The sequence below is a fragment of the Variovorax sp. 10N420 genome, from assembly GCF_056394705.1.
In genome coordinates this window covers 410,528-435,705 of the sequence record NZ_JBFTIJ010000004.1, presented here as the reverse complement: position 1 = coordinate 435,705, position 25,178 = coordinate 410,528, and the positions used below count along the sequence as shown (strand labels likewise).

General features: G+C 64.1%; 18 protein-coding genes and 1 pseudogene. 9 read left to right on the top strand and 10 right to left on the bottom strand.

What is annotated here, in order from left to right; genetic code table 11:
* Positions 1 to 32: 32 nt before the first annotated feature.
* On the bottom strand, positions 33 to 2,273 hold the full coding sequence (locus AC1DEK_RS13195; RefSeq protein ID WP_478125672.1) for a response regulator: 2,241 nt from the start codon (positions 2,271 to 2,273) through the stop codon (positions 33 to 35).
* A gap of 53 nt (positions 2,274 to 2,326) precedes the next feature.
* A complete protein-coding gene (locus AC1DEK_RS13190; RefSeq protein WP_478125671.1) occupies positions 2,327 to 7,807 on the bottom strand; it encodes a HAMP domain-containing protein in 5,481 nt (1,826 codons plus the stop codon).
* Positions 7,808 to 8,107: 300 nt separating this feature from the next.
* Between AC1DEK_RS13190 and AC1DEK_RS13185 the strand changes: the two genes are divergently transcribed.
* The 5 genes from AC1DEK_RS13185 (at position 8,108) to AC1DEK_RS13165 (ending at position 13,660) form a co-directional block, all read left to right on the top strand.
* Positions 8,108 to 9,358 carry an ABC transporter substrate-binding protein gene (locus AC1DEK_RS13185; protein WP_478125670.1) on the top strand — a complete coding sequence of 417 codons (1,251 nt, stop codon included), beginning with the start codon at positions 8,108 to 8,110 and terminating at the stop codon, positions 9,356 to 9,358.
* A gap of 78 nt (positions 9,359 to 9,436) precedes the next feature.
* Entirely contained in the window at positions 9,437 to 10,312 is an 876-nt protein-coding gene (locus AC1DEK_RS13180; protein ID WP_478125669.1) for a branched-chain amino acid ABC transporter permease, read from the top strand.
* An 8-nt stretch (positions 10,313 to 10,320) separates the two neighbouring features.
* Positions 10,321 to 11,253: a branched-chain amino acid ABC transporter permease gene (locus AC1DEK_RS13175; RefSeq protein WP_478125668.1), complete on the top strand. Its 933-nt coding sequence runs from the start codon at positions 10,321 to 10,323 to the stop codon at positions 11,251 to 11,253.
* 16 nt (positions 11,254 to 11,269) lie between these two features.
* Positions 11,270 to 12,724 (top strand): ATP-binding cassette domain-containing protein, encoded by a 1,455-nt coding sequence (locus tag AC1DEK_RS13170; RefSeq protein WP_478125848.1) that lies wholly within the window; start codon positions 11,270 to 11,272, stop codon positions 12,722 to 12,724.
* A gap of 114 nt (positions 12,725 to 12,838) precedes the next feature.
* Positions 12,839 to 13,660, top strand: coding sequence for a YihY family inner membrane protein (locus AC1DEK_RS13165; protein WP_478125667.1), 822 nt, complete (start codon positions 12,839 to 12,841; stop codon positions 13,658 to 13,660).
* A gap of 17 nt (positions 13,661 to 13,677) precedes the next feature.
* Here AC1DEK_RS13165 and AC1DEK_RS13160 read toward each other — a convergent pair whose 3' ends face one another.
* The 6 genes from AC1DEK_RS13160 to AC1DEK_RS13135 all read right to left on the bottom strand — a co-directional run bounded on the left by AC1DEK_RS13160 (position 13,678) and on the right by AC1DEK_RS13135 (position 18,768).
* Positions 13,678 to 14,175, bottom strand: coding sequence for a flavodoxin family protein (locus AC1DEK_RS13160; RefSeq protein ID WP_478125666.1), 498 nt, complete (start codon positions 14,173 to 14,175; stop codon positions 13,678 to 13,680).
* 40 nt (positions 14,176 to 14,215) lie between these two features.
* A complete protein-coding gene (locus AC1DEK_RS13155; RefSeq protein ID WP_478125665.1) occupies positions 14,216 to 15,544 on the bottom strand; it encodes an erythromycin esterase family protein in 1,329 nt (442 codons plus the stop codon).
* A gap of 12 nt (positions 15,545 to 15,556) precedes the next feature.
* Positions 15,557 to 15,733, bottom strand: coding sequence for a hypothetical protein (locus AC1DEK_RS13150; RefSeq protein ID WP_478125664.1), 177 nt, complete (start codon positions 15,731 to 15,733; stop codon positions 15,557 to 15,559).
* Positions 15,734 to 15,860: 127 nt separating this feature from the next.
* Positions 15,861 to 16,190, bottom strand: coding sequence for a four-helix bundle copper-binding protein (locus tag AC1DEK_RS13145; protein ID WP_478125663.1), 330 nt, complete (start codon positions 16,188 to 16,190; stop codon positions 15,861 to 15,863).
* A gap of 152 nt (positions 16,191 to 16,342) precedes the next feature.
* Positions 16,343 to 17,584, bottom strand: coding sequence for a D-alanyl-D-alanine carboxypeptidase family protein (locus tag AC1DEK_RS13140; protein WP_478125662.1), 1,242 nt, complete (start codon positions 17,582 to 17,584; stop codon positions 16,343 to 16,345).
* 182 nt (positions 17,585 to 17,766) lie between these two features.
* Positions 17,767 to 18,768 carry a phosphotransferase enzyme family protein gene (locus AC1DEK_RS13135; protein WP_478125661.1) on the bottom strand — a complete coding sequence of 334 codons (1,002 nt, stop codon included), beginning with the start codon at positions 18,766 to 18,768 and terminating at the stop codon, positions 17,767 to 17,769.
* 102 nt (positions 18,769 to 18,870) lie between these two features.
* Between AC1DEK_RS13135 and AC1DEK_RS13130 the strand changes: the two genes are divergently transcribed.
* The gene (locus AC1DEK_RS13130) at positions 18,871 to 19,434 is read left to right on the top strand and encodes a dihydrofolate reductase family protein (RefSeq protein ID WP_478125660.1); all 564 of its coding nucleotides are present in this window, start codon (positions 18,871 to 18,873) and stop codon (positions 19,432 to 19,434) included.
* 112 nt (positions 19,435 to 19,546) lie between these two features.
* Here AC1DEK_RS13130 and AC1DEK_RS13125 read toward each other — a convergent pair.
* Positions 19,547 to 20,815 (bottom strand): annotated as a pseudogene (locus tag AC1DEK_RS13125) (MFS transporter); the annotation flags it as partial.
* Between the two features lie 139 nt (positions 20,816 to 20,954).
* Between AC1DEK_RS13125 and AC1DEK_RS13120 the strand changes: the two are divergent.
* Together AC1DEK_RS13120 and AC1DEK_RS13115 are read left to right on the top strand one after the other, a co-directional pair.
* Positions 20,955 to 21,866 (top strand): LysR family transcriptional regulator, encoded by a 912-nt coding sequence (locus AC1DEK_RS13120; protein WP_478125659.1) that lies wholly within the window; start codon positions 20,955 to 20,957, stop codon positions 21,864 to 21,866.
* Between the two features lie 92 nt (positions 21,867 to 21,958).
* Positions 21,959 to 22,276 carry a hypothetical protein gene (locus AC1DEK_RS13115; protein WP_478125658.1) on the top strand — a complete coding sequence of 106 codons (318 nt, stop codon included), beginning with the start codon at positions 21,959 to 21,961 and terminating at the stop codon, positions 22,274 to 22,276.
* Positions 22,277 to 22,299: 23 nt separating this feature from the next.
* Here the strand turns inward: AC1DEK_RS13115 and AC1DEK_RS13110 are convergent, their stop codons facing one another.
* Complete coding sequence (locus AC1DEK_RS13110) at positions 22,300 to 23,253, bottom strand: LysR family transcriptional regulator (RefSeq protein ID WP_478125657.1); 954 nt, start codon at positions 23,251 to 23,253, stop codon at positions 22,300 to 22,302.
* Positions 23,254 to 23,418: 165 nt separating this feature from the next.
* Between AC1DEK_RS13110 and AC1DEK_RS13105 the strand changes: the two genes are divergently transcribed.
* A complete protein-coding gene (locus tag AC1DEK_RS13105) occupies positions 23,419 to 25,155 on the top strand; it encodes an FAD-dependent oxidoreductase (RefSeq protein ID WP_478125656.1) in 1,737 nt (578 codons plus the stop codon).
* The last annotated feature ends 23 nt before the right edge of the window (positions 25,156 to 25,178 follow it).

Here is a 25,178-nt window from a genome sequence, read left to right as displayed (position 1 = left end):
GCAATCGGACGGGGCGTACAGACCAGTCGGATTCATTCAAGGCGCAGGCCTTCGGCGCTGCCCGCCGCGCCGGACAATCCGGGCGCGGCAGCCTCACCCCGAATCGCCTGCCATTCGTGGATGCAGGCGAGCAAGACGTCCGGATCGGCGGGCTTGACGAAGTGATGGTCAAACCCCGCCTCGCGGGCGGCCTGCCGATCGTCGTGCTGGCCGTAGCCGGTCAGCGCGATCAGCAGCAAGCCGTCTCCGACAGGCAAGGTCCGAAGTCGGCGCGCGACCTCGTAGCCGTCGATCAAGGGCAGCCCGATATCCACGATGGCCACCGCGGGCCGAAACTCGCGCGCTTCGATCAGCGCCCGCTCGCCGTCGGACGCGACCCGAATCTGGTGCCCGTCCAGTTGAAGAATGGCAGCGACCACCTCGGCCGCATCGCGGTTGTCGTCCACCACCAGAATGCGCTCCAACCGCTTGAACGGCACCGGCTCGGTTGTCGTTTCAATGACGATGGCTTCCGGCGCCGGTGCCCGCACCGCTGGCAGCCGCACCGTGAAGACGGAGCCCTTGTCCTGCCCCTCGCTGGAGACGTCGATGTCGCCGCCGTGCATCAGCGCGAGACGGCGGGCCAGTGTCAGCCCGACTCCCAGTCCACCCTGCGAGCGGTCCAGGCCGCGCTTGCCCTGCTCGAAGAGTTCGAAGATCCGCGGCAGCAGTTCGGGGTCGATGCCCATGCCGTGATCGCGCACCGAGACGACGGCCACGTTCTTCTCCGCCCTGCAATGCAGCACCACGGAGGTCTCGTCGGGGCTGTACTTGGATGCGTTGTGCAGCAGGTTGGCGAAGACCTGCGTCAGCCGGGCGAAGTCGCCGTTCAGCCACACGGGCTCGGCCGGCACGTCGATGGTGAGCTTCTGACGATGGCTGTCGAAAAGGCCATGGACGGTCTCCACGCTTTGCGCGATCACCTGCCTGAGATCGATGCGTTCGCGCTTCAACGCGAACTTGCCCTGGCTGATGCGGCTCACGTCGAGCAGCTCCTCGATCAGGCGCGTCAGTTGGCGCAGCTGCCGGGTGGCAATGTCGAGCGCCCAGTTGACCTTCGGGTGCGGGGCCGCGGTGCGACGCACCACCTCCACCGCCATGTGAATGGGCGCAAGCGGATTGCGAAGCTCGTGCGACATCATCGCGAGAAATTCATCCTTGCGTTGATTGGACGCCTGGAGTGCCTCCTGCGCAGCCATGCGTTCGATCGCCTCGTGCTGCAGCACGCGAAACAGACGCGCATTCTCGAAGGCGCTTGCCGCGCGCGCGGAGGTTTCCTCCAGCAGCGCCGCAAGCACCGGGGGCTCCCAGGCACCGCCTGATGCGGGCGCGAGAACCAGCAATGCGCCAAGCACCCGGTCACCGAAGCACACGGGCATTGCGACCGCCAGGTCGGGCGCGGTCCAAGGCAGGCTCGAATCCAATCCAAAGGCGCCGGGCCCGAGCTTTTGCAAGGCGCATTGACTGACGACCCGGCCGCCGCGCGATTCGAGAACTTCGTCCAGCAGTTCGCAAACCCGCGGGTCGAGTCGCTCCTGCCGGCCGCCTTCAACGTGCAGTTGGCCGCCGGCAGCGACCGCAACGACCACTTCGCGCGGGCCGAGGTCGGCGTCGACGAGTTGCACGAGGCCCAGCGTACCGAGCTCCGATGCCAGCAGTTCGGCGCACTGGCGAGCGGCGGCATCGACTTGCAACGAGCCGTTGAGCACGCGGCTCGCCTTCGCGAGAAAAGCGGATCTCCTGTCGTTCTCCTCGGCAACGCGCCGCGCCGCTTCGGCCGCGAGCACCGCCGCGCGGCTGTCCGCCTGCCGCCGGATCTGGCGGTTCATGAGGTAGAGCGAGACGAAGACGCCCACCTTGCTGCGCAGCATCTCGGGCACGACCGGCGAGAGGATGTAGTCGACGGCACCGAGCGAATAACCGCGCGCCGTCTGCAACTCGTCCGCGTAGGAAGTCACGAAGATGATCGGCGTGTGCATCGAACGCGGGTGCTTGCGGATGAGCGTCGCGGTCTCGAAGCCGTCGATGTCGGGCATGTTCACGTCCAGCAGGATGACCGCGAACTCGCGCCTGAGGACCTCACGCAGCGCGGCAGCACCGGACTGGACCTGAACCAGTTCCTGCCCGAGGTCTTCGAGCACCGTATGGAACACGAGCAGCTTCTCGGGCAGGTCATCGACGATGAGGATCGCCGCCCTCTCGTCCGTGGGGTCCGGGAAGCGTTCGTCCAGCATTGCGTCCTCCCGATTGGCTATTAGGGCTATTTGGGCTATTTGAGTGACTTGGGCTATTTGCATAGCCAGCCTCTCAGCACGACGAAAAGGTGCGCCGTGTCCACGGGCTTGGACAAATAGTCCCACGCACCCGCCTCGATGCACTTCTCGCGATCGCCCTTCATGGCCTTGGCCGTCACCGCGATGAGCGGCAAATGCCTTGCGCACTGGAGCTTGCGCAGCTCGCGCATGGTCTGCATGCCGTCCATCTCCGGCATCATGATGTCCATCAGCACGGCATCGATTCCGGGGTCCTCCTGCACGAGCTGGATGGCATCGCGTCCGTTCTCGGCCGACACCACGACCATCCCCCGCTCTTCCAGCACCGTGGCGAGCGCGAAGATGTTGCGGATGTCGTCGTCGACGATCAGGACCTTCTTGCCGGTCAGGATCTTCGACGTATCGTTCGCCACTTCGACGGCTGCGCGCTCCTGGTCGGTCATGGACGCGATGCCGCGATGCAGCAGGAACGCCGTCGCATCGATCAGCCGTTCGAGAGAGTCCGCCGTGCGCAGCGTCGCATCATGATGGAAGTAGTCCCACGGAGGCTTCGGCGCCGCCGGGGAGGTTCGATACAGCAGGATCGGCAACTGGCGCGGCGACGATCTGTTGTCGAGGTATTCGGCCAGATCATCCGAACTGAAGTCCGGCAGCGCGCCGTCTGTGACGAGGCAGTCCATGCGTCCCGCCGCGAACTCCTGGCGCAACGCCTCGCCCGTCTCGACCACCACAGGCTGCAGGTCGCCGCACCGGATGGCGGAGATGTACTGCTCGCGCACCGGCGACGGCTGCAACGCAACCACCAGGCGCTTGGTCGTCGTGAGCACCGATTCATGCAGCTGCCGCAGCGCGACTTCCACTTCGTCGATCGACTGCAAGGGCTTGGCGATGAAGGCGATGGCGCCTGAATCGAGCGCGCGTTCGCGCGAATCATCCGTCGACACCACGCAGATCGGAATATGCCGCGTCGCCAGATCGGCCTTGAGCCTGTCGAGAATCCGCAAGCCCAGCATGTCGGGCAGATGGATGTCGAGCGTGATGAGCGCGGGGCGGTAGTCGCGAATCAGCGCCAGAGAGCCCGCGCCGCTCGGGCTCACGAGGCCCTTGAACCCGCAGTTGTGGCCCGCCTGGAGCAGCATCTTCGCGAACGCGAGGTCGTTCTCCACGATGAGCAGAACCATCTCGCCGGGCAGGATGTTGTCGCGGTCATCACCGGCCACGTTCAGGGCAGCCGAAGCCGGTTCCTCGCTGGGCTCCATGGCCTCGCTTCGAACGGAAGGTCGCACGAGCTGCAACGCAGGCCGCCGCTCCGCGGCGGGTGCCGGCCCCGGCTCGAGCAATGCGCTGCGGCCGGAACGCAGGCTGCGCGACGGGCTGTAGCTCTGCGGCAGATACAGCGTGAACGTGCTGCCTTCGGTCGGGGCGCTGATCAGGCCGATCTCGCCACCCAGCAGCCGCGCGAGCTCCCGACTGATGGCGAGGCCCAGGCCGGTTCCGCCGTATTTGCGCGAAGTCGATCCGTCCGCCTGCTGGAAGGCTTCGAAGACGATCTGCTGCTTGTCGGCTGAAATGCCGATGCCCGTGTCCGACACCGAGAACTTGATGACGCGGATGGCGCGATTGAGCTCCTCATTGCCCGCGCTCCAGCCGGAGCTCGCAGTGGCGACCGACAAGACGACCGAGCCGCGATGGGTGAACTTGAACGCATTCGACAGCAGATTCTTCAGGATCTGCTGCAGCCGCTTCACGTCGGTCACGATCGTCTCGGGCAACACATCCTGTGCGCGGATCTCGAAGCCGACGTGCTTGGCTTCGGCCACGTGCCTGAAGCTGCGTTCGACGGAACGCTCCAGGTCGTCCAACCGCAGTTCGCTCACTTCGACCGCCACGGTGCCGGACTCGATCTTCGACAGATCCAGGATGTCGTTGATCAGCATCAGCAAATCGTTGCCCGACAAGTGGATGGTCTTGGCGAATTCGAGCTGCTTGGCCGTGAGATTGCCGTCGCTGTTCTTGCAGAGCTGGTCCGACAGGATCAACAGGCTGTTGAGCGGGGTGCGCAGCTCGTGCGACATGTTCGCCAGGAATTCGGACTTGTACTTGGACGTCAACGCCAGCTGCTCGGCCTTCTCTTCCAACGCCTGGCGCGCTTGTTCGACTTCGCGGTTCTTGCGCTCGACCTCCTGGTTCTGGTGCACCAGCAAGCGGGCCTTTTCCTGCAACTCCTCATTGGTCTGTTGCAGTTCCTGCTGACGGCTCTGGAGTTCTTCGGCGAGCGACTGCGACTGCTTGAGCAAGTCCTCCGTGCGCATGTTGGCCGAGATCGTGTTGATCACGATGCCGATCGATTCCGTAAGCTGGTCCAGGAAAGCCTGGTGGGAAGGATTGAACCGCTCCAGCGAAGCCAACTCCATCACGCCGCGCACTTCGCCTTCGAAGACGATCGGCAGCACGATCACGTCCATGGCCGCGCTCTCGCTCAAGCCGGTTGCAACGCGGAATGCACCGCTCGGCACATTGGTGAGCAAGATCTTCGACTTCTCGACGGCGCACTGGCCCACGAGACCCTGCCCGAGCTCGATCTCCTTGCCGTGCGTATTCAGCCCGCCCGACGCATAGCTGCCGAAGAGCTTGAGCCTGGCGGCACCGTGGCCACCGGTCAGCACATAGAACTCCGCCTGCTGCGCACCGACCACCGGCGCCAGTTCCGACAGGATCAGCTGGCCGACCGTCAGCAGATCCTTCTGACCCTGCAGCATTCGACTGAACTTCGCCAGATTGGTCTTGAGCCAATCCTGCTCGGTGTTCTTCTGCGTCGTGTCCTTCAGGTTTCGGATCATCTCGTTGATCGTGTCCTTGAGCGCCGCGACTTCGCCCTGCGCCTTCACGGTGATCGAACGGGTCAGGTCGCCCTGCGTCACCGCGGTGGCCACCTCGGCGATGGCGCGCACCTGTGTCGTGAGGTTGGCCGCTAGCTGATTGACGTTCTCCGTGAGCCCCTTCCACGTGCCGGCCGCACCGGGGACCTTGGCCTGCCCGCCCAGCTTGCCTTCCACGCCGACTTCGCGCGCGACCGAAGTCACTTGATCGGCGAAGGTCGCGAGCGTGTCCGTCATGCTGTTGATCGTCTCTGCGAGCGCCGCGATCTCGCCCTTCGCCTCCACGGTGAGCTTTTGCTTCAAGTCGCCCGTGGCGACGGCGGTAACCACCTTCGCAATCCCGCGCACCTGCCCGGTGAGATTGCCGGCCATGAAGTTCACGTTGTCCGTCAGGTCCTTCCACGTGCCCGACACGTCGCGCACCTGCGCCTGTCCGCCGAGCCGGCCTTCGGTGCCCACCTCCCGGGCCACACGCGTCACTTCGGCGGCAAAGGACGAGAGCTGATCCACCATTGTGTTGATGGTCGCCTTGAGCTCCAGGATCTCGCCCTTCACGTCGACGGTGATCTTCTTCGACAGGTCGCCCGCCGCAACAGCCTTCGTCACGTCGGCGATGTTGCGAACCTGCGAAGTCAGGTTCGACGCCATCAGGTTCACCGAATCGGTCAGGTCCTTCCACGTGCCCGCCACGCCTTGCACATCGGCCTGGCCACCCAGGATGCCTTCGGTGCCCACTTCGAGCGCCACGCGCGTCACTTCGGCGGCGAACGACCGGAGCTGGTCGACCATGGTGTTGACGGTGTTCTTGAGCTCCGAGATCTCGCCCTTCACATCCACCGTGATCTTCTTCGACAGATCGCCCGCCGCCACCGCGGTCGTGACTTCCGCGATGTTGCGCACCTGCGAAGTCAGATTGCCCGCCATCGAGTTGACCGATTCGGTCAAGTCCTTCCATGTGCCGGCAACGCCTTGCACATCCGCCTGGCCGCCCAGCTTGCCTTCAGTGCCGACCTCGCGGGCAACGCGCGTCACCTCGGCTGCGAACGACGAGAGCTGGTCCACCATCGTGTTGATGGTGTTCTTCAGTTCCGAGATCTCGCCCTTCACGTCGACGGTGATCTTCTTCGAGAGGTCGCCCGCGGCCACCGCAGTCGTCACTTCCGCGATGTTGCGCACTTGCGAGGTCAGGTTGCCGGCCATGAAGTTGACCGACTCGGTGAGGTCCTTCCATGTCCCCGCAACACCCTGCACGTCCGCTTGCCCGCCGAGCTTGCCTTCCGTGCCCACTTCGCGCGCCACGCGCGTCACTTCGGCGGCGAAGGAGCGCAGCTGATCGACCATCGTGTTGATGGTCGCTTTCAGTTCGAGGATCTCGCCCTTCACGTCGACCGTGATCTTCTTCGACAGATCGCCCGCGGCGACCGCCTTGGTCACGTCGGCGATGTTGCGCACCTGGCTCGTCAGGTTGCCCGCCATCGAGTTCACCGAGTCGGTCAAATCCTTCCACGTGCCCGCGACGCCTTGCACGTCGGCCTGCCCACCGAGCTTGCCTTCTGTGCCCACTTCGCGCGCCACGCGGGTCACTTCGGCGGCGAAGGAACGCAGCTGGTCGACCATCGTGTTGATGGTGTTCTTCAGTTCCGAGATTTCGCCCTTGACGTCGACGGTGATCTTCTTCGACAGGTCGCCGGCAGCCACGGCCTTCGTCACGTCGGCGATGTTGCGCACCTGGCTGGTCAGATTGCCCGCCATGGAGTTGACGGAGTCGGTCAGGTCCTTCCACGTGCCCGACACACCTTCGACCCGCGCCTGCCCGCCCAGAGAGCCTTCGGTGCCCACCTCCCGCGCAACACGGGTGACTTCGGATGCGAAGGATCGAAGCTGATCGACCATCGTGTTGATGGTGTTCTTCAGCGTCAGGAACTCGCCCTTCACGTCCACATCGATCTTCTTCGAGAGGTCGCCCTTTGCCACCGCGGTCGTCACGTCGGCGATGTTGCGCACCTGATCGGTCAGGTTGCCGGCCATGGAATTGACCGAGTCGGTGAGGTCCTTCCACGTGCCCGCCACGCCCTTCACCTTGGCCTGCCCGCCGAGCTTGCCTTCGGTGCCCACCTCGCGCGCGACCCGCGTCACTTCCGCCGAGAAGTTGCCGAGCTGCTCGACCATCTTGTTGATGGTCTTGGCGGTGCGCAGGAACTCGCCTTCCAGTTCGCGGCCCTCGACTTCGAGCGCCATGCTCTTGGAGAGATCGCCCTGCGCGACGGCGCCGATGACGCGCGCCACCTCAGTGGTCGGGTGGACGAGATCGTCGATCAGCGCATTGACGCATTCGACCGACTGCCCCCAGAAGCCGCGGCTTTCCGTCAGGAGCGCGCGCTGCTTGAGCTTGCCTTCGCGACCGACGACTCTGCGCAGCCGGGTGAGTTCAGCGGCGAGATTCGCGTTCTGTTCGACCACGTCGTTGAAGACCTCGGCGACTTTGCCGGCGATGCCGGTCCAGTGCATGGGCAAGCGGACCTTCGCGTCTCCGATTCGCAGCCGTGCGAGAGCGTCGAGCAACAGCTCGAATTCCTCCTGGGGAGCCGCGATCGAAAGTGTTTCTGGAGCATTCATTCTTGTCCTCTCTCTGCACACGGATCCCCTCGCCCCCGGGGCTTCGCCGGCGGCGCCTGTCTTTGTGGGAAACCGCCCACTATTGCGTACGCCGACTTCGTCTGTAACGTACGACAACCGATGCGTGCGGTAGGACCCAACCTACATACAGAGGCGGTGTCGATCCCTTGCGCTGGGCTGAAGTGGCTTCGGCGCCGGAGGCATGAGGGTAATCATCGAGTCCCTTCGCGAGCTCGTCTGCTTGCCAATCAACCAGCGATATGCAAGATTGTGTCGGCTCGAAACACATAAGGAGACATCATGAAAAGGTACTTCCTTGGTGGACTCAGCCGTGTCGGCGCCGCTGCAATGATCGCGAGCGGCACACTGGCGACGTTCAGCGCGGCGTTTGCCGCCGATCCGATCAAGATCGGTGTGATCGCGGAGGCGCAGGCTGTTGCCGGCTCTTCGATTGCACCGGCGGCCCAGCTCGCGGCCGAAGAGATCAACGCCAAAGGCGGCGTGGACGGCCGCAAAGTCGAGATCGTCGTCTACGACGACCACTCCTCATCGGCGGAGGCCGTGCGTGCCTTCCAGCGAGCAGTCAGCGAAGACAAGGTCAACGCCGTCATCGCCAGCTATGTTTCCGAAGTCGTGCTGGCGCTGGAGCCTTGGGCCGGGCGGCTCAAGACGCTCATGATCACGCCGGGCGCGGCGTCCGACGTGATCACGCAGAACATCGCCAAGGACTACGAGCACAACAAGTACACGTTCCATGGCTATCTGACTTCGAGCGCGCTCGCGGGCCTGGTCTGCGACGCCGCCAAGGACCTGCTGGTCGAGCCGCACAAGATGAAGACCGCGGTCATCATGAGCGAAGACGCCGCATGGACGACACCGCTGGACGCCGGCTACGAAACCTGCCTGCCCAAGGTGGGACTCAAGGTTCTCGACCATGTCCGCTTCTCGCCCGACACGACGGACTTCACGCCCATCTTCAACAAGATCGAGGCGCAGAAGCCGGACGTCATCATCACCGGCATCTCGCATGTCGGCACGCAGCCGACGGTGCAGTGGAAGAGCCAGCAGGTGCCGCTGCCGATGCTCGGGATCTCGTCGCAAGCCACCAATTCGACCTTCTGGGCGGACACCAACGGCGCGACGGACGGGGTGCTCTTCAATGCGGTGTCCGGTCCCGGTGTGCCCGTGACGCCGAAGACGCTGCCCTTCGTGGCCGCCTACGAGAAGAAGTACGGCAACTCGCCCGCCTACTCCGGCTACACCGCCTATGACGAGGTCTACATGATTGCCGACGCGGTACGCCGCGCCAAGTCGACCGACAGCGACAAGCTCGTGACCGCGATGGAAGCCACCGATTACGTCGGCACCATCGGCCGCATCGCCTTCTTGCCCAAGGGCAATCCGCACGTGCATGGCCTGAAGACCGGCAGCGGCTACATCACGGGCCTGATGCTGCAATGGCAGGACGGCAAACAGATCAACATGTGGCCGAAGAACCTGGCCAACGGCCAGATGAAGTTCCCGGCCTTCGTCAAGCTGCCGGCGAGTTGATCGCGTGGGCCTGGCCTTCGTCCTCAGCCGTGCGCCTGCCATGCGCCGCCCACCGCAAGGTCCGGCGGTGGCACGCGCATGATCTTCTGGCAGATCCTGGTCGATGGCTTCGCCATCAGCGCGCTCTACGCCCTGGGTGCCACGGGCTTCACGCTGATCTTCGGCGTCTCTGGCGTACTCAACCTGTCGCACGGCGCCATCATGGTTGCCGCCGCGGTCGGCGCCTGGGCAGCGGCCAGCGTGCTGCATGTCGGCAACTATGCGGCCGCACTGATCGGCATCGCGGTCGGCGTCGTGCTGGCTTTCGCGACCTACTTCGTCACGGTGAGGCCCATTCAACGCTCGCGCAAGATCGCTGAATCCGAGAAAGAAATCTTCATCCTCACCGCGACGCTGCTGTGGGGAATCATCGTGCAGGAAACGGTCGCCTACCTCTTCACAGACAACGCGAAGACCGTACTGCCGATCGTCGAAGGCACGGTGCCGTTTCTGGGTGTGCGAACGCCGACCAACGAGTTCTTTACGGCAGCCGTCTGCTGGCTGGCCATCGGCCTGCTCTGGCTGCTGGTCAACAAGACGCGGCGCGGCAAGGCAGTGCTGGCCGCATCGATGAATGCGCGCGGGGTCACTCTGCTGGGCATCGAGTTGTCGAGCATCTATCTCACGGTGTGGCTGGTGTATGGGCTGCTGGCTGGCATTGCCGGCATCCTGCTGGGCATGTTCCTCGGCGTGAGTTCATACAGCGTCGGTCCGCTGACGGCGAGCGCCTTTTCGATCGTGGTGCTCGGAGGCCTCGGCAGCGTCTCGGGCTCGTTGATTGCCGCCTATGTGGTCGGCTACCTGGAGACCGTGACCGCCTACATGATCTCGCCCGCCTACCGAACCATTCCGTCGCTCATCCTGCTGATCATCGTCATGTACGTGCGGCCCCAGGGGCTGTTCGGGCGGAGGTAGCCAAAGCCATGCGCCCTGTCTTCACGTCCCGGCTCTTCTGGATCGCGATCGCAGTGCTCGCGGTGGGCGCGGTGCTTCCGGGCTTCGCCTCGGGCTATGTGCTGGGCCTGCTCACGGTGGCGTTCTATACGGCAGTGTTCGCGATGTCCTGGGATTTGCTGTTCGGCTTCGCTGGCGAGGTCAACTTCGGGCCGACCTTCCTTATTGGGCTGGGCGCCTACACGGCCGGCATCCTCGATGCGCGGCTCTCGCCGGAAATATCGATCTGGATGTGCGTGCTGGCCGGCGCCGCGATGGCTGTCCTCGGCGGCGTGGTGCTCGCACTGCCTGCACTGCGCCTGCGGGGCCCGTATTTCGGCCTCACCACGCTCGTCGCCGTGCTGATGCTGCAAAACTTCGTCGTCGTCTTCGCGGGATTGACCGGCGGTGAGATCGGGCTGTCGGTGCCTGACGTGATGTCGATCAGCGCTACGACCAATTACTGGATCGCCTTCGGCTTCATGGCGGTCAGCGGCGCAGTGCTCTTCGGCCTTTCACGGTCACCGGCCGGGCTCATCCTCCAAGCGAGTGGGCAAGACGCAGTGCAGGCCGGCGCGCTCGGCTTCAACGTGGCCAAGCACAAGCTGGCGGCCTTCATCGTCAGCGCTTTCTTCTCGGGCTTCGCAGGCGCGCTGATGGTCTTCTACATGGGCACGGCTTCGGTCGGCACCTTCGTCAACCTCTCCGTCGGCGTGCAGATCATCATCGCGGCTGTTCTCGGTGGCCGGCGAACGGTGGTCGGCGCGGCGATCGGCGCGATCTTCCTGATCGGCATGGGCGAACTGCTGCGGCCGCTGGGTGAGCTGGCGACGCTGATCGTCTCGGTCATGGCGTTGCTGGTGATCCTGTTCTTTCCCGACGGCTTCCTCGGGATGCTGCACGGAGGCAGGCGCCGTGGGTGAGCGTGAAGCAGCGCCGATGCTGGAGGTATCCGGCCTCACCAAGCAGTACGGCGGTCTCGTCGCGGTGAAGGAGCTCGCCTTTGCGATCCGGCCGGGCGAGATCCTCGGCCTCATCGGGCCCAATGGCTCGGGCAAGTCGACCGCGATGAAGACCATCATGGGGGTCGAACAGCCGACCGCTGGCTCGATCAAGCTCGATGGCGTGGAGATCGGCGGACTGGCCTCGCACAAGGTGGCGCGCCTGGGCGTGGGACTGGTGTTCCAGCATTCGCGCCCGCTGCAGCGCCAGACGGTGCTGGAAAACATCAAGGTCGCGCTGCTGCCCGATCGGCTGACGCAGTTGTTCGCCGGCACGGAGGTCGACGCCAAGGCGCGGTCCATTGCCGCTCGCGTCGGCCTCACGGCGGTCATCGATCGCAAGCCGCCCACGCTCGCTTTCGCGGACCTGCGGCGGCTGGAGTTGGCCAAGGCGATCGCCCGGCATCCGAAGCTGGTGCTGGTCGACGAGCCTTTTGCCGGACTGACGACGCGCGAGGTGGCTGCTTTTTCCGAGCTGATCCGCGAGTTTCGCGATGAAGGCCGCGCGGTCCTGCTGGTGGATCACAACGTCAAGGGCGTGTCGGCGCTGGTGGACCGCGTGCTGGCGATGTACCTGGGCGAGCGAATCGCCGAAGGCGCCGCTGCCGACGTGATGAAAGACGAGACCGTGCGCCGGGTCTACCTGGGCGGCGCGCTGACGCGAACGGGCCGTGAGTCGACTGTTTCCACGGATCGCGCGCCGATCCTTCAGGTGGAGAACGTCGGCGTGCTGTACGGCAAGGCTCTCGCGCTGCAGGACGTTTCGCTGCACGTGCGCGAAGGCGAATTCGTCTCGTTGGTGGGCTTGAACGGTGCCGGCAAAACCACGCTCTTCAACGCGATCTCGGGGCTGGTGCCCTATTCCGGCACGGTGAAGTGGGCCGGCGAATCATTGCAAGGACGCACCGCCGCGGAGATCGCGCGCGGAGGCGTCGTCCACTGTCCGGAGACGCGGGAACTCTTCGGCGACATGAGCGTGCGCGAGAACCTCGATCTCGGCGGCAACACGCTCGACAAGGCCGAGCGCGCGGAGCGTCTCGACTGGATGTTCGAGATGTTCCCGATCCTGCGCGATCGACAGTCGCAGTTGGCGCGCACCTTGAGCGGCGGCGAGCAGCAGATGCTCGCCATTGCGCGGGCATTGATGATGAAGCCCCGGTTGCTGATCCTCGATGAGCCGACGCTGGGACTCGCGCCGGTGATCCTGGAAGTGTTGTCGAAGGCCCTGGAACGACTGCGCAGCACGACGTCGATCAGTGTGTTGCTCGGAGAGCAGAACGTGACCTTCGCCCTGCCGCATGCCGATCGCGTCTACGTGCTCGACCATGCGCGCGTGGTCTGGGAAGGACCGCCGGGGCGCTTCGAGCAAGAAGCCGGCGCGACCTACCTGTAAGGGCCAGCGCGCGGCCAGCACGGTCGTGGCGCTCAAGATCGGACCATCGGACAATCGGCGTCCGCCGCGGCAGTCTTGCCCGCGAAGCCACCCGACCTTTCTCTTCAGCGATACATGTTCACCCTGACCCGTTTGACGATCCAGCGCGCAAGGAACGAGCGCCTGCCTCAGGTTGCCGGGAGCCTGACCTTCACCACCTTGCTTTCGGTCGTGCCGTTGCTCGCGGCCAGCTTCGCGCTCATCGCGCATTTCCCGATCTTCAAGCACCTCAGGAATACGCTCCAGGAGTCGTTGCTGAGCAGGCTGCTCCCCACGGACATCGCGCGCACCGTGTTGAGATACCTGAACCAGTTCGCCGGCAATGCCAGCAGCCTGACGTGGGTCGGCTCGCTGTTCCTGCTGGGCACGGCGGTCGCGATGCTGTTGACGGTGGAGAACGCGCTGAACCAGATGTGGAAGGTCAAGAAGAACCGGCCGTTCTTCAAGCGAGTCGGCCTGTACCTCCTGATGCTGGCGATCGGCCCGCCGGTCCTGGGCCTGAGCCTTTGGGCGACTTCATATCTGCTGGGCACCTCCATGGGCCTGCTGGGTGTGTTGCCACGATCGCTCGCGTTCGTGTTCGATCTGGGGCCGCTCGTCCTCGGCGTCGCTGCACTGACGAGCATGTTCTACCTCGTCCCGAACACCGAGGTCCGGCTGCGCGATGCGCTCGCGGGCGGCTTGATCGCCAGCATCGGCTTCGAGCTCGGCAAGCGGGGCTTCACGGCGTATCTCGTCAAGGTGCCTACGTACAAGGCCCTCTACGGAGCCTTCGCCGCTCTCCCGATGTTCTTGCTGTGGGTCTACTTCTCGTGGCTGGTCACGCTGGTCGCGGCGATGACGACCGCGAATCTGGCTCTGGCTCGACAGAGACCGGGCAAGCGCGGTCGCGCCTAGCCTGCCGTAGACGACGATCAGTAAATGCCCAGTGCCAGCCCGGTCGCGAGAGCGGCCCCGAGCTCCCGGCATTGCGCGAGATCTTCGACGCCGATCGTCTTGGGCCGCGCAATGGCTTCGGGTGTCTGCGCGTGAGTGCAGACGATCAACGCCGGGGCGACGCTGCGCAGCCGCCAGCCCGTCGCGATGCGATCGATCTGCCGGACAGCGTTCTGGCCGTCGCTGCCGGCGCACACCATCGCTGCATAAGGCCGGCCGTTCACGCGATCCAGCGCCGCGTAGTAGCAGCGATCGAAGAAGTCCTTCATCAGCCCCGCCATGGAAGCCAGGTTCTCCGGTGTCGCAAATAGATAGGCATCGGCGCCCAGCACGTCATCGGGGCCGGCGTCGGGCGCGCGCAGCAAGCGCACATGAACGCCGGGTTCATCGCGCGCACCTTGGACGGCGGCCTGCGCCATCTGTTCGGTGCCACCAGTCATGGTGTGATAGACGACGAGCAGCGTCTTGGAGGTCATGCCGCCAGCATAGCGGCCCTCTCCCGTGCTGCTTGCGTCGCTACTTTCCGGAAGGGAAGGTTTCCGGCACTTCGGCGGAGTGCCATTCGACACTGTGATCGAGCGGACGCAATGCCCGAGTGCTGTCGATGTGCACGATCGCGTCGAACTGGTCCGCCGGCTCGGCCAGGAAGTAATGGCTCGCGCGCTCGGTTTCCGGGCGGTAGATGACGCCGATGGCGCGTTCCAACCGTCGCTCGCGCAAGGCATCCGCGTGGAGCCCGCCATCGCGCAATGGCAGGAAGAAGCGCGGCAGGCCCGTCGAATGGAGCACATGTTCGACGCTGTCCTCCCTTGACGGAACCACACGCTTGAACTCCGTCGGCGCGCCCCAATCGGACGCAGCCGTGACCGTGCCCGTGTGCGTCGTGAACCCGATGAGGACTGCATCGCTGGCGTGTCGTTCACGCATGAGCTGGCCGACATTGAGTTCGCCCCGGCGGCCCATTTCGGTAGCCCGTGCATCACCCAGGTGCGAGTTGTGGGCCCAGACGATGATGCGCGGGCGCACGCCGTCCTTCTTCAGGCGCGTGTCGATGGCGTCGAGCGACTCCACCATGTGCCGGTCGCGCAGGTTCCATGACGAAACATTGCTCAGGTACATCGAGCGGTAGTAGGCTTCGGCGTTCTTCACGAGACGGGCGTTTTGCTCGGCATCGAACGCGTCCTCGCCATCGTCGTACGGGCCGGCGGCACGCGCCTGCCGCCGCAGCTCGACAAGTGTCTTGATGACTTCCTCTTCGCATCCCGGCAGTCCGCGCAGGCCGGTCATCATTCCGTAGACGTTGCTGTCCTCGCCGAATCGATCGAAGCAGGCATAGCGTTCACGCGTGGCTTGCGCGAGCTCTGGGTGGGCGTTGTCGAGATATTGCAGGACGGCGTTCATGGAGGCATGGAGGCTGTACATGTCCATGCCATAGAAGCCGCACTGAAGATCGGCCGGACGAGCGCTATTGAAGTCGCGCAGCCATTCGACGAATTCCTGCACAACCGTGTTGCGCCACATCCATGTCGGAAAGCGCTTGAATCCGCCCAGCGCTTCAACGGCGGACGCATCGCCGCCCAAACCGCGCACGAATCGATTCACGCGGTTGGCGTCGGGCCAGTCGCCTTCGATCGCCACCGCGTTGAACTGGCCATAGGCCAGAAGCTGGCGCGTGATTCGTGCGCGCTCTGCATAGAAATCGTACGTGCCGTGCGAGGCTTCCCCCAGGAGAACATAGTGCGCATCGCCAATCCATGCCTGCAGTGGGCTCCAGTCGTGTTCAGTGCCCATCGGCACCGCTGCGGAACGCACTGCGGACGCTGCCTGTGCCGCGCTCGTGGACATGGCTGCCCGGCGTCAAGCGCCCGTCCTGCCCCTGCGCTGCTGGGACTGGTTGGAACTTCCGGCTTGCGTCTCGCGGTCGTTGCGGCTGTCGGTCGTACGCCGGCCTTCGTTTTTCTGGGTCGATGGCTGCGCACCGGTCTTGTTGTGCTGCGAGCCCGTGCTCTCCGAGGGATTCCTGGCCTTGCTCATGGCTGCTCCTTTGCTGTCTGGAACACCCCACTTTCGGCACACAGTGCTGAGCCGGCCATCGGACCCGGGCGCTGCACAGTGGCGGCGTTCGCTGACACGATAGTGTCTTGGAGCGCCTTGGCGCAGTTCAGGCCGCCATCTTTCGGCACTCTTCCGCGCACTTCCGGCAGGCCGCTGCACAGGCTTGGCAGTGATCATGCGGATGCCTCGCGCACTCATCGCCGCACGCCTGGCACACCTCGGCGCACAAGCGGCACAGTTGGCGGGCGAAATCACTGCCGCGGGACATATAGCCAGCCGAGAGCCTGCAAATGGCCGCGCAGTCCATGTCGAGCGCGATGCAACGCGCCATGGCCTTGACGTCCGGCTCCTGCAGGCAGGCCGTCGAGCAGTGGTCGCACGCATCGGCGCAAGCGTTGCACGCGTCGATACAAGACTGGTGTTGTAGGTGGGCCATCGCGGATTCCTTCAGACGAGCTGTCGTTGAACGAATGCGGCCGCTGATCGGCCGCGGATGACCTACGTTTACCCCTCGATTTCCCGCAAGCTGTGTCGGACTTCGCCCACAGTGCCGTCAGACCACTGGGGCGAAGCACGCATCGGCATCGCTCATTTGCCGAACAACCTGGTCACGTGCTGCCACGAGCGCAGCATCAAGCCCGAGCGTTCCACATCGGCCTGCGCGACCAGCGGCGCTTCGCCCACCGGCTTGCCATTCGAGTTCGCGACCACCTTGCCGATGACTGCGCCCTTGGCCACAGGAGCCTCCAGGTCCGGCTTGATCTGCACCGAGGTTTGCACCTGCTGGCCGCGCGGCACAGTCACCGTCCAGGGCGAGGCCAGAGCCGCGGCAACGGTGTCGGCCTTGCCGAAGCTCACCTTGGGCGTCGCGACGACGGCGTTCGGCTGAATGGGCGTCGCCTTCTCGAAGTTGCTGAAGCCCCAGCCGAGCAGCGCGCGCGTCTCGTCGGCACGTGCCTGCGCGCTGTTGGTGTTGAGAATCACCGTGATCAGGCGCATCCCGTTGCGCTTGGACGAAGTGACGAGGCAGTAGCCCGCCTCTTGCGTGTGGCCGGTCTTCAGTCCGTCGACGGTCGGGTCGGTATAGAGCAACGCATTGCGGTTGCCCTGCTTGATACCGTTGAACTTGAACTCGCGCTCCGCGTACATCGGATAGAAATCGGCGCTGTCGCGGATGATGGCGCGCGCCAGGATCGCGAGGTCGCGCGCAGAGGCCTTGTGATCCGGGTCGGGAAGGCCGGTGGCGTTCACGAAATGCGTGTGCGTCATGCCGAGGCGCTGGGCTTCGGCGTTCATGAGCTTGGCAAAGCCCTCTTCGGAGCCGGCCATATGCTCGGCAATGGCCTTGGACGCATCGTTGCCCGACTGGATGATGATGCCGCGCAGGATGTCGACCACCGTCGCCTGGCTGTTCAGCGGCAGGTACATGCACGATTCTGTGCTCGAGCCACGGCACCAGGCGTTCTGGCTGACGGTCACGAGATCGTCCTTTTTGAGCTTGCCCGAGCGAATCGCCTGCTCGACGAGGAAGCTCGTCATCATCTTAGTCAGCGATGCCGGCGGCAGTGGCTCGTCAGGGTTGGACGAGGCGAGCACCTCGCCGGAGTCGAAGTCCATCAGCAGCCACGCCTTGGCCGGGAGCGCCGGCGGCCCGCCGGCGACGGCGGTCTGTCCCGCCGCTGGCGCCACTGCAGGCGCTTCTGCGACGGGCTTCTTGTGGGTTGCGGGCTTGGCGGCGTGAGAGGCCGCGAAGGACACGGAATGGGGGACCAGGGCGCCCGCGGTGATTGCGAAGACGAGCGGGAGAATGGAGAAGATCTTGGGTTGCATGGGTTTTCAGGGGGCAGGAACGGCGATTGTGGCGGATCGAGCATCGATTTTCGACCGTGCACAGAGGATTGAAGATTGCAGCGCAAGTTCAGCGCAATCCGCTGCGGCGCAGGCCTGACATGGCGCGGAGGGTCTGGCGAGTACGGTTTGACGGTTAAAAAAAGTTTTGTGAGGATTCGTAGCTACAGCGGCAACTCCAAAGACTCCCAGTTGCGCAACATGGTCACCTGTCGACGCAGGTAGTCAGTCGGAATTGCCTGAGAGCCCCAGACGGGAATACGGCCCGCGTACTCTCCGAGCAGCCAAAACTGCCGCACTGCCATGAAGCGAGCGATGGCGAAGAGGTCAACGTCGGCGACGGGGTTTGTATCGCGGTAGGCAGAGATAAAGTTCCGCCATTGCGTCTTCGCCTTTTCGCTCAGTACGCCGTCGGGGATGCGCGGACACAGGCTCCACGGATAAACCGCCAGCTCGTAGGCCAGGAAACCAGGCCCCGCCTCGTCGAAGTCAAAGAACACTGCCTTGCGTTGGCCTTTTGCATCGAGCACGATGAAGTTGTTGCTGCCGTGCGCGTCTCCATGGCAAAGCACGTGGCTGAGATCCCCCAGCGCCGAGATTTCATCGTGCAGGCGATGCCCGAGCATCTCGAACTGTGGGCGCAGCTCGGCAGTCATCGTCGGCGCGCGCAGCAGGCCTTCGAGAGGTCGCAACAGCAGGTAGTCCAGGTCAAGGCAATAGGCGCTCGGCGGCCCTTGATAGCTTTCCCCACTGATGTGCAAGGAGGCCAGTCCCTGCGCGAAGGCTTGGATGTCTTCGGCCGATTCGCCCGTGAACTCGCCCTCGAGATGCTCGAAGAGCATCAGCGCCCGAGGGCCCTCGGGCAACGGCACCTGCATGGCGACTTGCCCATCGGCAGTAGGCAAGCAACGGGCTACGGCGCATCCGACCTGTGCCCAATGGTCCAACGCGGCTGATTCGAACAAGACGTTGGGCTCGCCTCGCGGACGCTCGGCACAGAGTCGCGCCACGACACGTTGTCCGCTGGCCAAGCCCAGTCTGTAGACCTGATTGAAGCTTCTTCGCAGGAATTCGCTCTCGACGACCTTTCCCAGGGCGTAGTGTTCCTGGACCAGCACCGCGATGCTGGCGGCTGTTGGAGTGGATTGCGCGATTTCGAACTGCATCCTGGCCCCCGAGGAAAAAGGGCGCGATTATGCCGGGGGCGGTGGAATGCGAGTCACCGCACTTGCGAACGTCAGAATTTCAAAGAAAGCCCATGAATACCCATGAAAACCCAGTACTTCACATCGACAAGCCTTGACGGATTCCTGGCGACCGAGGACGACTCACTCGAGTGGCTTTTCCCGCTGGGGAGCCTGGACAACTCCAGCTATCCGGACTTCATCTCGAAAGTCGGTGCCCTGGCAATGGGCTCTGCGACTTATGAATGGATGGTGCGCAATGCTGAAACGGTCGCTGCCGAGACTGGCTCGCCGTGGCCGTACACCCAGCCGGCATGGGTGTTTTCCAGCCGCAATCTTCCGGCAATTGCCGGCGCAGACATTCGGTTCGTCAGCGGCGACGTGCAAACGATCCACTCGGAAATGCAGTCGGCCGCTGGCGGCAAGAACATATGGATCGTTGGAGGTGGCGACCTCGCCGGCCAATTCCACGACGCGGGTCTGCTGGATGAACTCATCATCCAGATTGGCTCGGCGACTCTTGGCAAAGGCAAGCCCCTGTTCCCGCGGAGAGTGCTGAGCCCGAGCCTGCGCCTGGTGTCCGTTCAACAGATGGGTGCTGGCATGGCGGAACTGCGCTATGAAGTGAACAACTTCTCAACAAACTGACCACTCCGCCAGCCAGCGCGGCCAATGCCGCGAGGGTCAATCCCCAGTGCACAGCACCGGCCGATGGCAGCAACGCGAACAAGAGTCCCATCGATAGGCCGCCGAGCGTCAATCCGGTAAGCCGCGCGGTTCCCTGGGCACCTCCGGCCGCTCCGCTCCGCTCTTTCGGGGCAGCCAGCAGCATGTTCTGGTTGTTGGGCGTCTGGAAGAATCCAAAGCCGAGACCTGCCAGGCTCGTGAAGATGGTCAACGGCAGCCGAGGATCACCGTGAAGCGGCCACACGGCGCACAACGCGAGGCCGGTCGCGAGGCACGCACCTCCGGCTGCGCAAAGCCACGCCGTCGGCACTCGCTTGGCCAGTCGCGCCGACAACGGCGCAGCCACCATCACTGCCAGAGGCCACGGCGTCATCAAGGCGCCGGTCGCCATGGCGCTCAAGCCCAGCTCATGCTGGAAGTAGAAGGGCAACGCCAGGTAGCCGATCATTTGCCCGGCAAAGCAGCACACAGACGCAACGATCGAAAGCCGAAACGATCGCACCCGCAGAAGATCGAGCGGGATGAGCGGCGCCGTCTTGGTCTTCTCGCGCCGAACCAGCAGAACCATCGAACCGGCCGCCGCGGCGAGCAACGCGGCGCCGTACCACGGCGACGAAGGCAGCCGATCGCTGCCCAGCACCACGGCGGCGAACATGATCGCGTTGAGGGCGATGCTCACGAGGTCGATGCGACGGCCAGTGCCTCGCGGGTTCGGCAATCCGGCACAGGCGACCAGCACCAGGGCGCCAATCGGCAGATTCACGGCGAAGAGCCACGGCCAGCTCGCGACCGACAGCATGGCGGCACCGACGGCCGGCCCCGCCGCCGAGGCGCCTGCCACCGCCAGCGCGTTCCATGCGATCGCCTGGCCCAGCAATCGGCGCGGATAGGTGAAGCGCAACAGCGCAAGGCCCAGCGGCATCACGGCAGCACCGCCCAGGCCCTGAAGGCACCTTGCCGCCAGCAGCCAGGGCAATGACGGCGCCAGCGCGCACATCACCGAAGCCGCGGTGAACAGCGCGACACCGCCAGCGAACACACGTCGATAGCCGAGGCTCTCGCCGATGGCCGAAGCGGGCAGCAGGAACATCACCACCGCGAGCTGATAGGCGGTGACGATCCAGACAGCGTTGGCCGGCGCGGCCCCCACTTGCTGGGCAATGCTCGGCAATGCGATGTTGGCGATGGCGCCGTCGAGCACCACGAGCACGCCCGCACCGAGGATCGCGGCGACCGCCGCGCAGCGCTGGGGCAGTGGCAGACCGTCCAGCTCGCTTGCCGCAGCGGATTCGGCGCGGCGGGCGACGGTGGGAGAGTCTGGTTCGAGGACAGGTGACAACATACGTAGATTCCATCTGGGCACGCTCGATCGCGCCAAGTCAGCATAGGTCGAGGGTGTCGGCCCAACCAGCGCGTGGCGCGCATCTTGTTGATGCATGCGGCGCCACCCTTGCGCTCCCAAGCCGTGCTAGCTTCGGCGCATGCCGGCCGACACCGACCTCAACCTTCTGATCGCGTTGAACGCCCTTCTCTCCGAGGCCAGCGTCTCGCGAGCGGCCGAGCGCCTGGGCCTGAGCGAGTCGGCCATGAGCCGCACCCTGGCGCGGTTGCGTGAAGCGACCGGCGACGAACTCCTGGTGCGCGCCGGCCGGGCCATGGTTCCCACACCCCGCGCGCTGGCCCTGCGCGACCGCGTCAAGGAACTGGTCGAAGAAGCCAGTGCCGTGCTGCGGCCGGAGGGCCCCGGGCTGAACCTGGGCACGCTCGTGCGCATGTTCACGGTGCGGGCCAACGATGGCTTCACCGAGGCCTTTGCGCATCTGCTCGTCGCGCGCACCGCCCGCGAAGCGCCAGGCGTGCGCCTGCGCTTCGCGCCCAAGCCGGACAAGGACGTGCGCCCGCTGCGGGAGGGACTGATCGATCTCGACGTCGGTGTTCTCGGCGAGTCCGGCCCCGAGGTGCGCGTTCAGGCGCTCTACCGCGATCGCTTCGTTGCCGTGGTGCGGCAGGCGCATCCGCTCCTGGCGCAAGGCGAAATCACCCCTGAGCGATATGCCGCATGCGACCACGTGGTCACATCGCGCGGAAGACGGATCACGGGTTTCGTGGACGACGCGCTGGCCGCTTCCGGCTTGACGCGGAATGTCGCGGTCGTCGTGCCCAGCTTCGGCACCGCGCTGTCGACTGCGGCCGCGACCGACATGGTGGCGCTGATACCCGCGTCGTACTTCGAGCACCTGAGGGCAAGCACCGGGCTGCGCTCCTTCGAACTGCCGATGCCCACGGAGCACATCACGATCTCCCAGATGTGGCACCCCCGACACGACCGGGATCCGGCGCATCGATGGCTGCGCGGCGTCGTGCTCGAGGTGTGCCGGAACCAGCGGCAATAGGCAACGACTGTCACCGTGCGAGGCCAGCATCGGTACTTCCCTTTAGGGCAGTTGCCAACCATTGGGCCAGTCTGTCAGCATCGGACGGGCCCATGCAACTGTTGCAGGGATCACGTTTCGAAGAGTACAAGCACATGAACGCCGGCAATGGGTCCGAAGCAGCCGTGCGTGGCGATGAGCAGCGCGTGAATTCACCGTCCGAATTTGAGAATCTCAGCAACGACCAGTTGGCCGCGCTGGCTACACAGTGGCGGACTCGCGCGTTGCATGGAGAACGAGACGCGAATGGTCGGGCTCATGAACTCGAGCGCGAACTGCGCCGAAGAAGCGGAGCCCAATCTACGCTCGGGGCGGACCTGCACGCCAAAGACAAAGGTGCAGGTCCTTGGTGGGCATTCTGGCGCAAGTAGTTCGCCCTCCCAAGCTTTTATGGCTACTTCGGAAGTTGTTCAAGGTTGGGTTCCCGGTAGTGCTCGAACGTTCGCTTCACGAGGGCACGCAACCAACACACCGCCGGGTCGTTGTGAAACCGGGGATGCCAGTGCTGGCTCAACGCGAACTGTGGAAGCTCAATCGGCGGTTTTACGATTCGCAGCGTGCCGTACCTGGCGAAGGCGCTCGCAAGTTCCATCGGAACGGTAGCGATGAGGTCTGGATGCCGTTCAAGCAGTAGTGGCACAACGAGAAAATGAGGCGTCGTCAGGAAGACGTTGCGCTCCAGGCCCTGCTCCTCAACCAGCTTGTCGTAGGCAGTGCCAAGCTTGCCTTCGAGGGAAACCACAACCTGGGGCATCTGCTGGAACTGCTCCATCGTCAGGCTGTCACTGATCGAAGTGTTGCGGGAGCTTACGACGGTGACGAACGTATTGAGGAAGAGGCGCTGGCGGTAGAGGCCTTCTGGGGCCGACCTGATGGAGCCCAAGGCCAAGTCCACCTCGCCAGAGGCCAGTAGACCTTCAATTTGTTCGATGGGCACCTGCACCGTCCGCACAGTGCAGTTAGGCGCCTCCTGCCGCAGTTCGGTAAGAAGGGGCGGAAGGAACACCAACTCTCCGACGTCCGTCATCGCAAACACGAATGCTCGGCGCGAGCGAGCTGGGTGAAAGCCAGCTTCCGCCAAGACTTGCTGCTGGACGGTGGCCATGATGTCGACGACAGGCTGTCGCAGTAGCTCTGCCTTTCGCGTGGCGACCATCCCCCGTGACGACTTCACGAAAAGGGCGTCGTCGAAGAAGAACCGAAGCCGGCCAAGCGAGTGACTGATAGCACTCTGGGTCGTTCCAAGTGATTCGGCCGCACGGGTGACACTCTGTTCGCGCAGCAATGCGTCGAGGACCCCCAGAAGGTTGAGGTCAAGTTGCTTGAGGCTTGAGTCGGTAGGGGCCATGGGTGGCAAGCGTGCCGCAATGCAGCATGAATCGCGCTCATTCTAGGCATGAGCGTCATCGCGTTGTCTCATTTCCAGGCCAGCCGTATCGTCTGCCCGCTACTCCAAGGCAGACCCAATGAGACAAGCGCCCACCTGCAAGACGGCCTCAAACGGAGGCCAGGAATGAAGTTCGCCGACTTGCCTGATGCAGATACAAGCGGATTGGACTTTCAGGCCCTCGAATTCGACTTTCAGCGGTCTCCTGACCAGGACATTCCCAAAACAGCACGCAAGCCGGTGGTGGTGGTTGGCGCTGGGCCTGTCGGCTTGAGCCTCGCGATTGACCTGGCGCAGCGGGGCGTGCCCGTCGCCTTGCTCGACAACGACTTCAGGCTTTCGACGGGCTCACGTGCCATCTGCTTTGCCAAGCGCACCCTTGAGATTTTCGATCGGCTCGGGTGTGGCGACCGGATGGTCGACAAGGGCGTGTCTTGGAACTTCGGCCGCGTCTTCTTCGGGGCCGAGCAAATCTATGAGTTCGACCTCTTGCCAGAGGACGGGCACGAAAGACCAGCCTTCATCAACCTGCAGCAGTACTACGTCGAGGGCTACTTGGCAGAACGAGCCGCACATCTGCCGCTCATCGACCTTCGTTGGCACAACAAGGTGTCAAACGTAGAGCAACAAGCCGACCACGTTCTGCTGACCATCGATACGCCAGAGGGTCCTTACCGACTGGCAGCCGACTATCTGGTCGCGTGCGACGGATCCAGATCCTCGGTTCGCCAACTCATTGGCGAGGAGAGCAAGGGCCGAATTTTTCGCGACCGGTTTCTCATCGCCGACGTGAAGATGAAGCTGGAACAGCCCGCCGAGCGATGGTTCTGGTTCGATCCTCCGTTCCATCGCAATCAAAGCGTGCTGCTTCACATGCAGCCCGACGGCGTGTGGCGCATTGACTTCCAACTGGGATGGGACGCCGATCCCGAAGTGGAGAAGAAGCCGGAGAACGTCGTTCCTCGAGTCAAGCAGATGCTCGCCCACACTTCGCTGAAGGACGCCGAGTTCGAGCTTGAGTGGGCAAGCGTCTATACCTTCGCATGCCTGCGCATGGAAAAGTTCAGGCATGGGCGCATCTTCTTCGCGGGTGACTCTGCGCATGGTGTGTCGCCCTTCGGAGCGCGCGGCGCGAATTCCGGCGTGCAGGATGCCGAGAACCTGGCCTGGAAGCTTGCAGCTGTCTTGCAGAGGCGGGCGCCGGATGCGCTGTTGGATAGTTATGCAGCGGAACGTGAGTACGCCGCCGACGAGAACATTCTCAACTCGACCAGAGCGACCGACTTCATCACGCCCAAGAGCGAAGTGAGTCGGCTTTTCCGTGACGCGGTGCTGGATCTCGCCCGGAAGCACCCGTTCGCGCGCTCGCTTGTCAACAGCGGGCGTCTCTCGGTCCCATCCACACTTCGCGAGTCATCCTTGAATACGCCGGTGCCAGATGGTGCTTGCGAACGAATGGTCCCTGGTGCGCCGGCGTGTGATGCGCCAGTTCGGCATCCTGATGGCAGGTCGACCTGGCTGCTGCGCCACCTTGGGCCAGACTTCACCGCGCTCGCTTTCGCCGACGGGGACGAGAGCGCAAATCTGGCGAGACTTCGTGACGCAGCAGGGGCAGTGGGTCAGTTGAAGGTGCTCGCAATAGCCGCAACTTCTGCTGTCGCCGACGCAGATTTCATTGACGCACAAGGACTGGTGGCGAAGCGGTACGAGATGCAACCAGGCTCAGTCCTGCTCGTGCGTCCCGACCAGCATGTTTGTGCACGCGGCAGCCTTTCGGACCCGGGTTGGCTTAGCGCCGCCCTGCAGCGTGCACTCGCCGTGCATTGCGAGGCGCTCCGCGCCGCTCGCGGCCAGCCCGCTTAATTTGAAACTACCAACGGAGACAA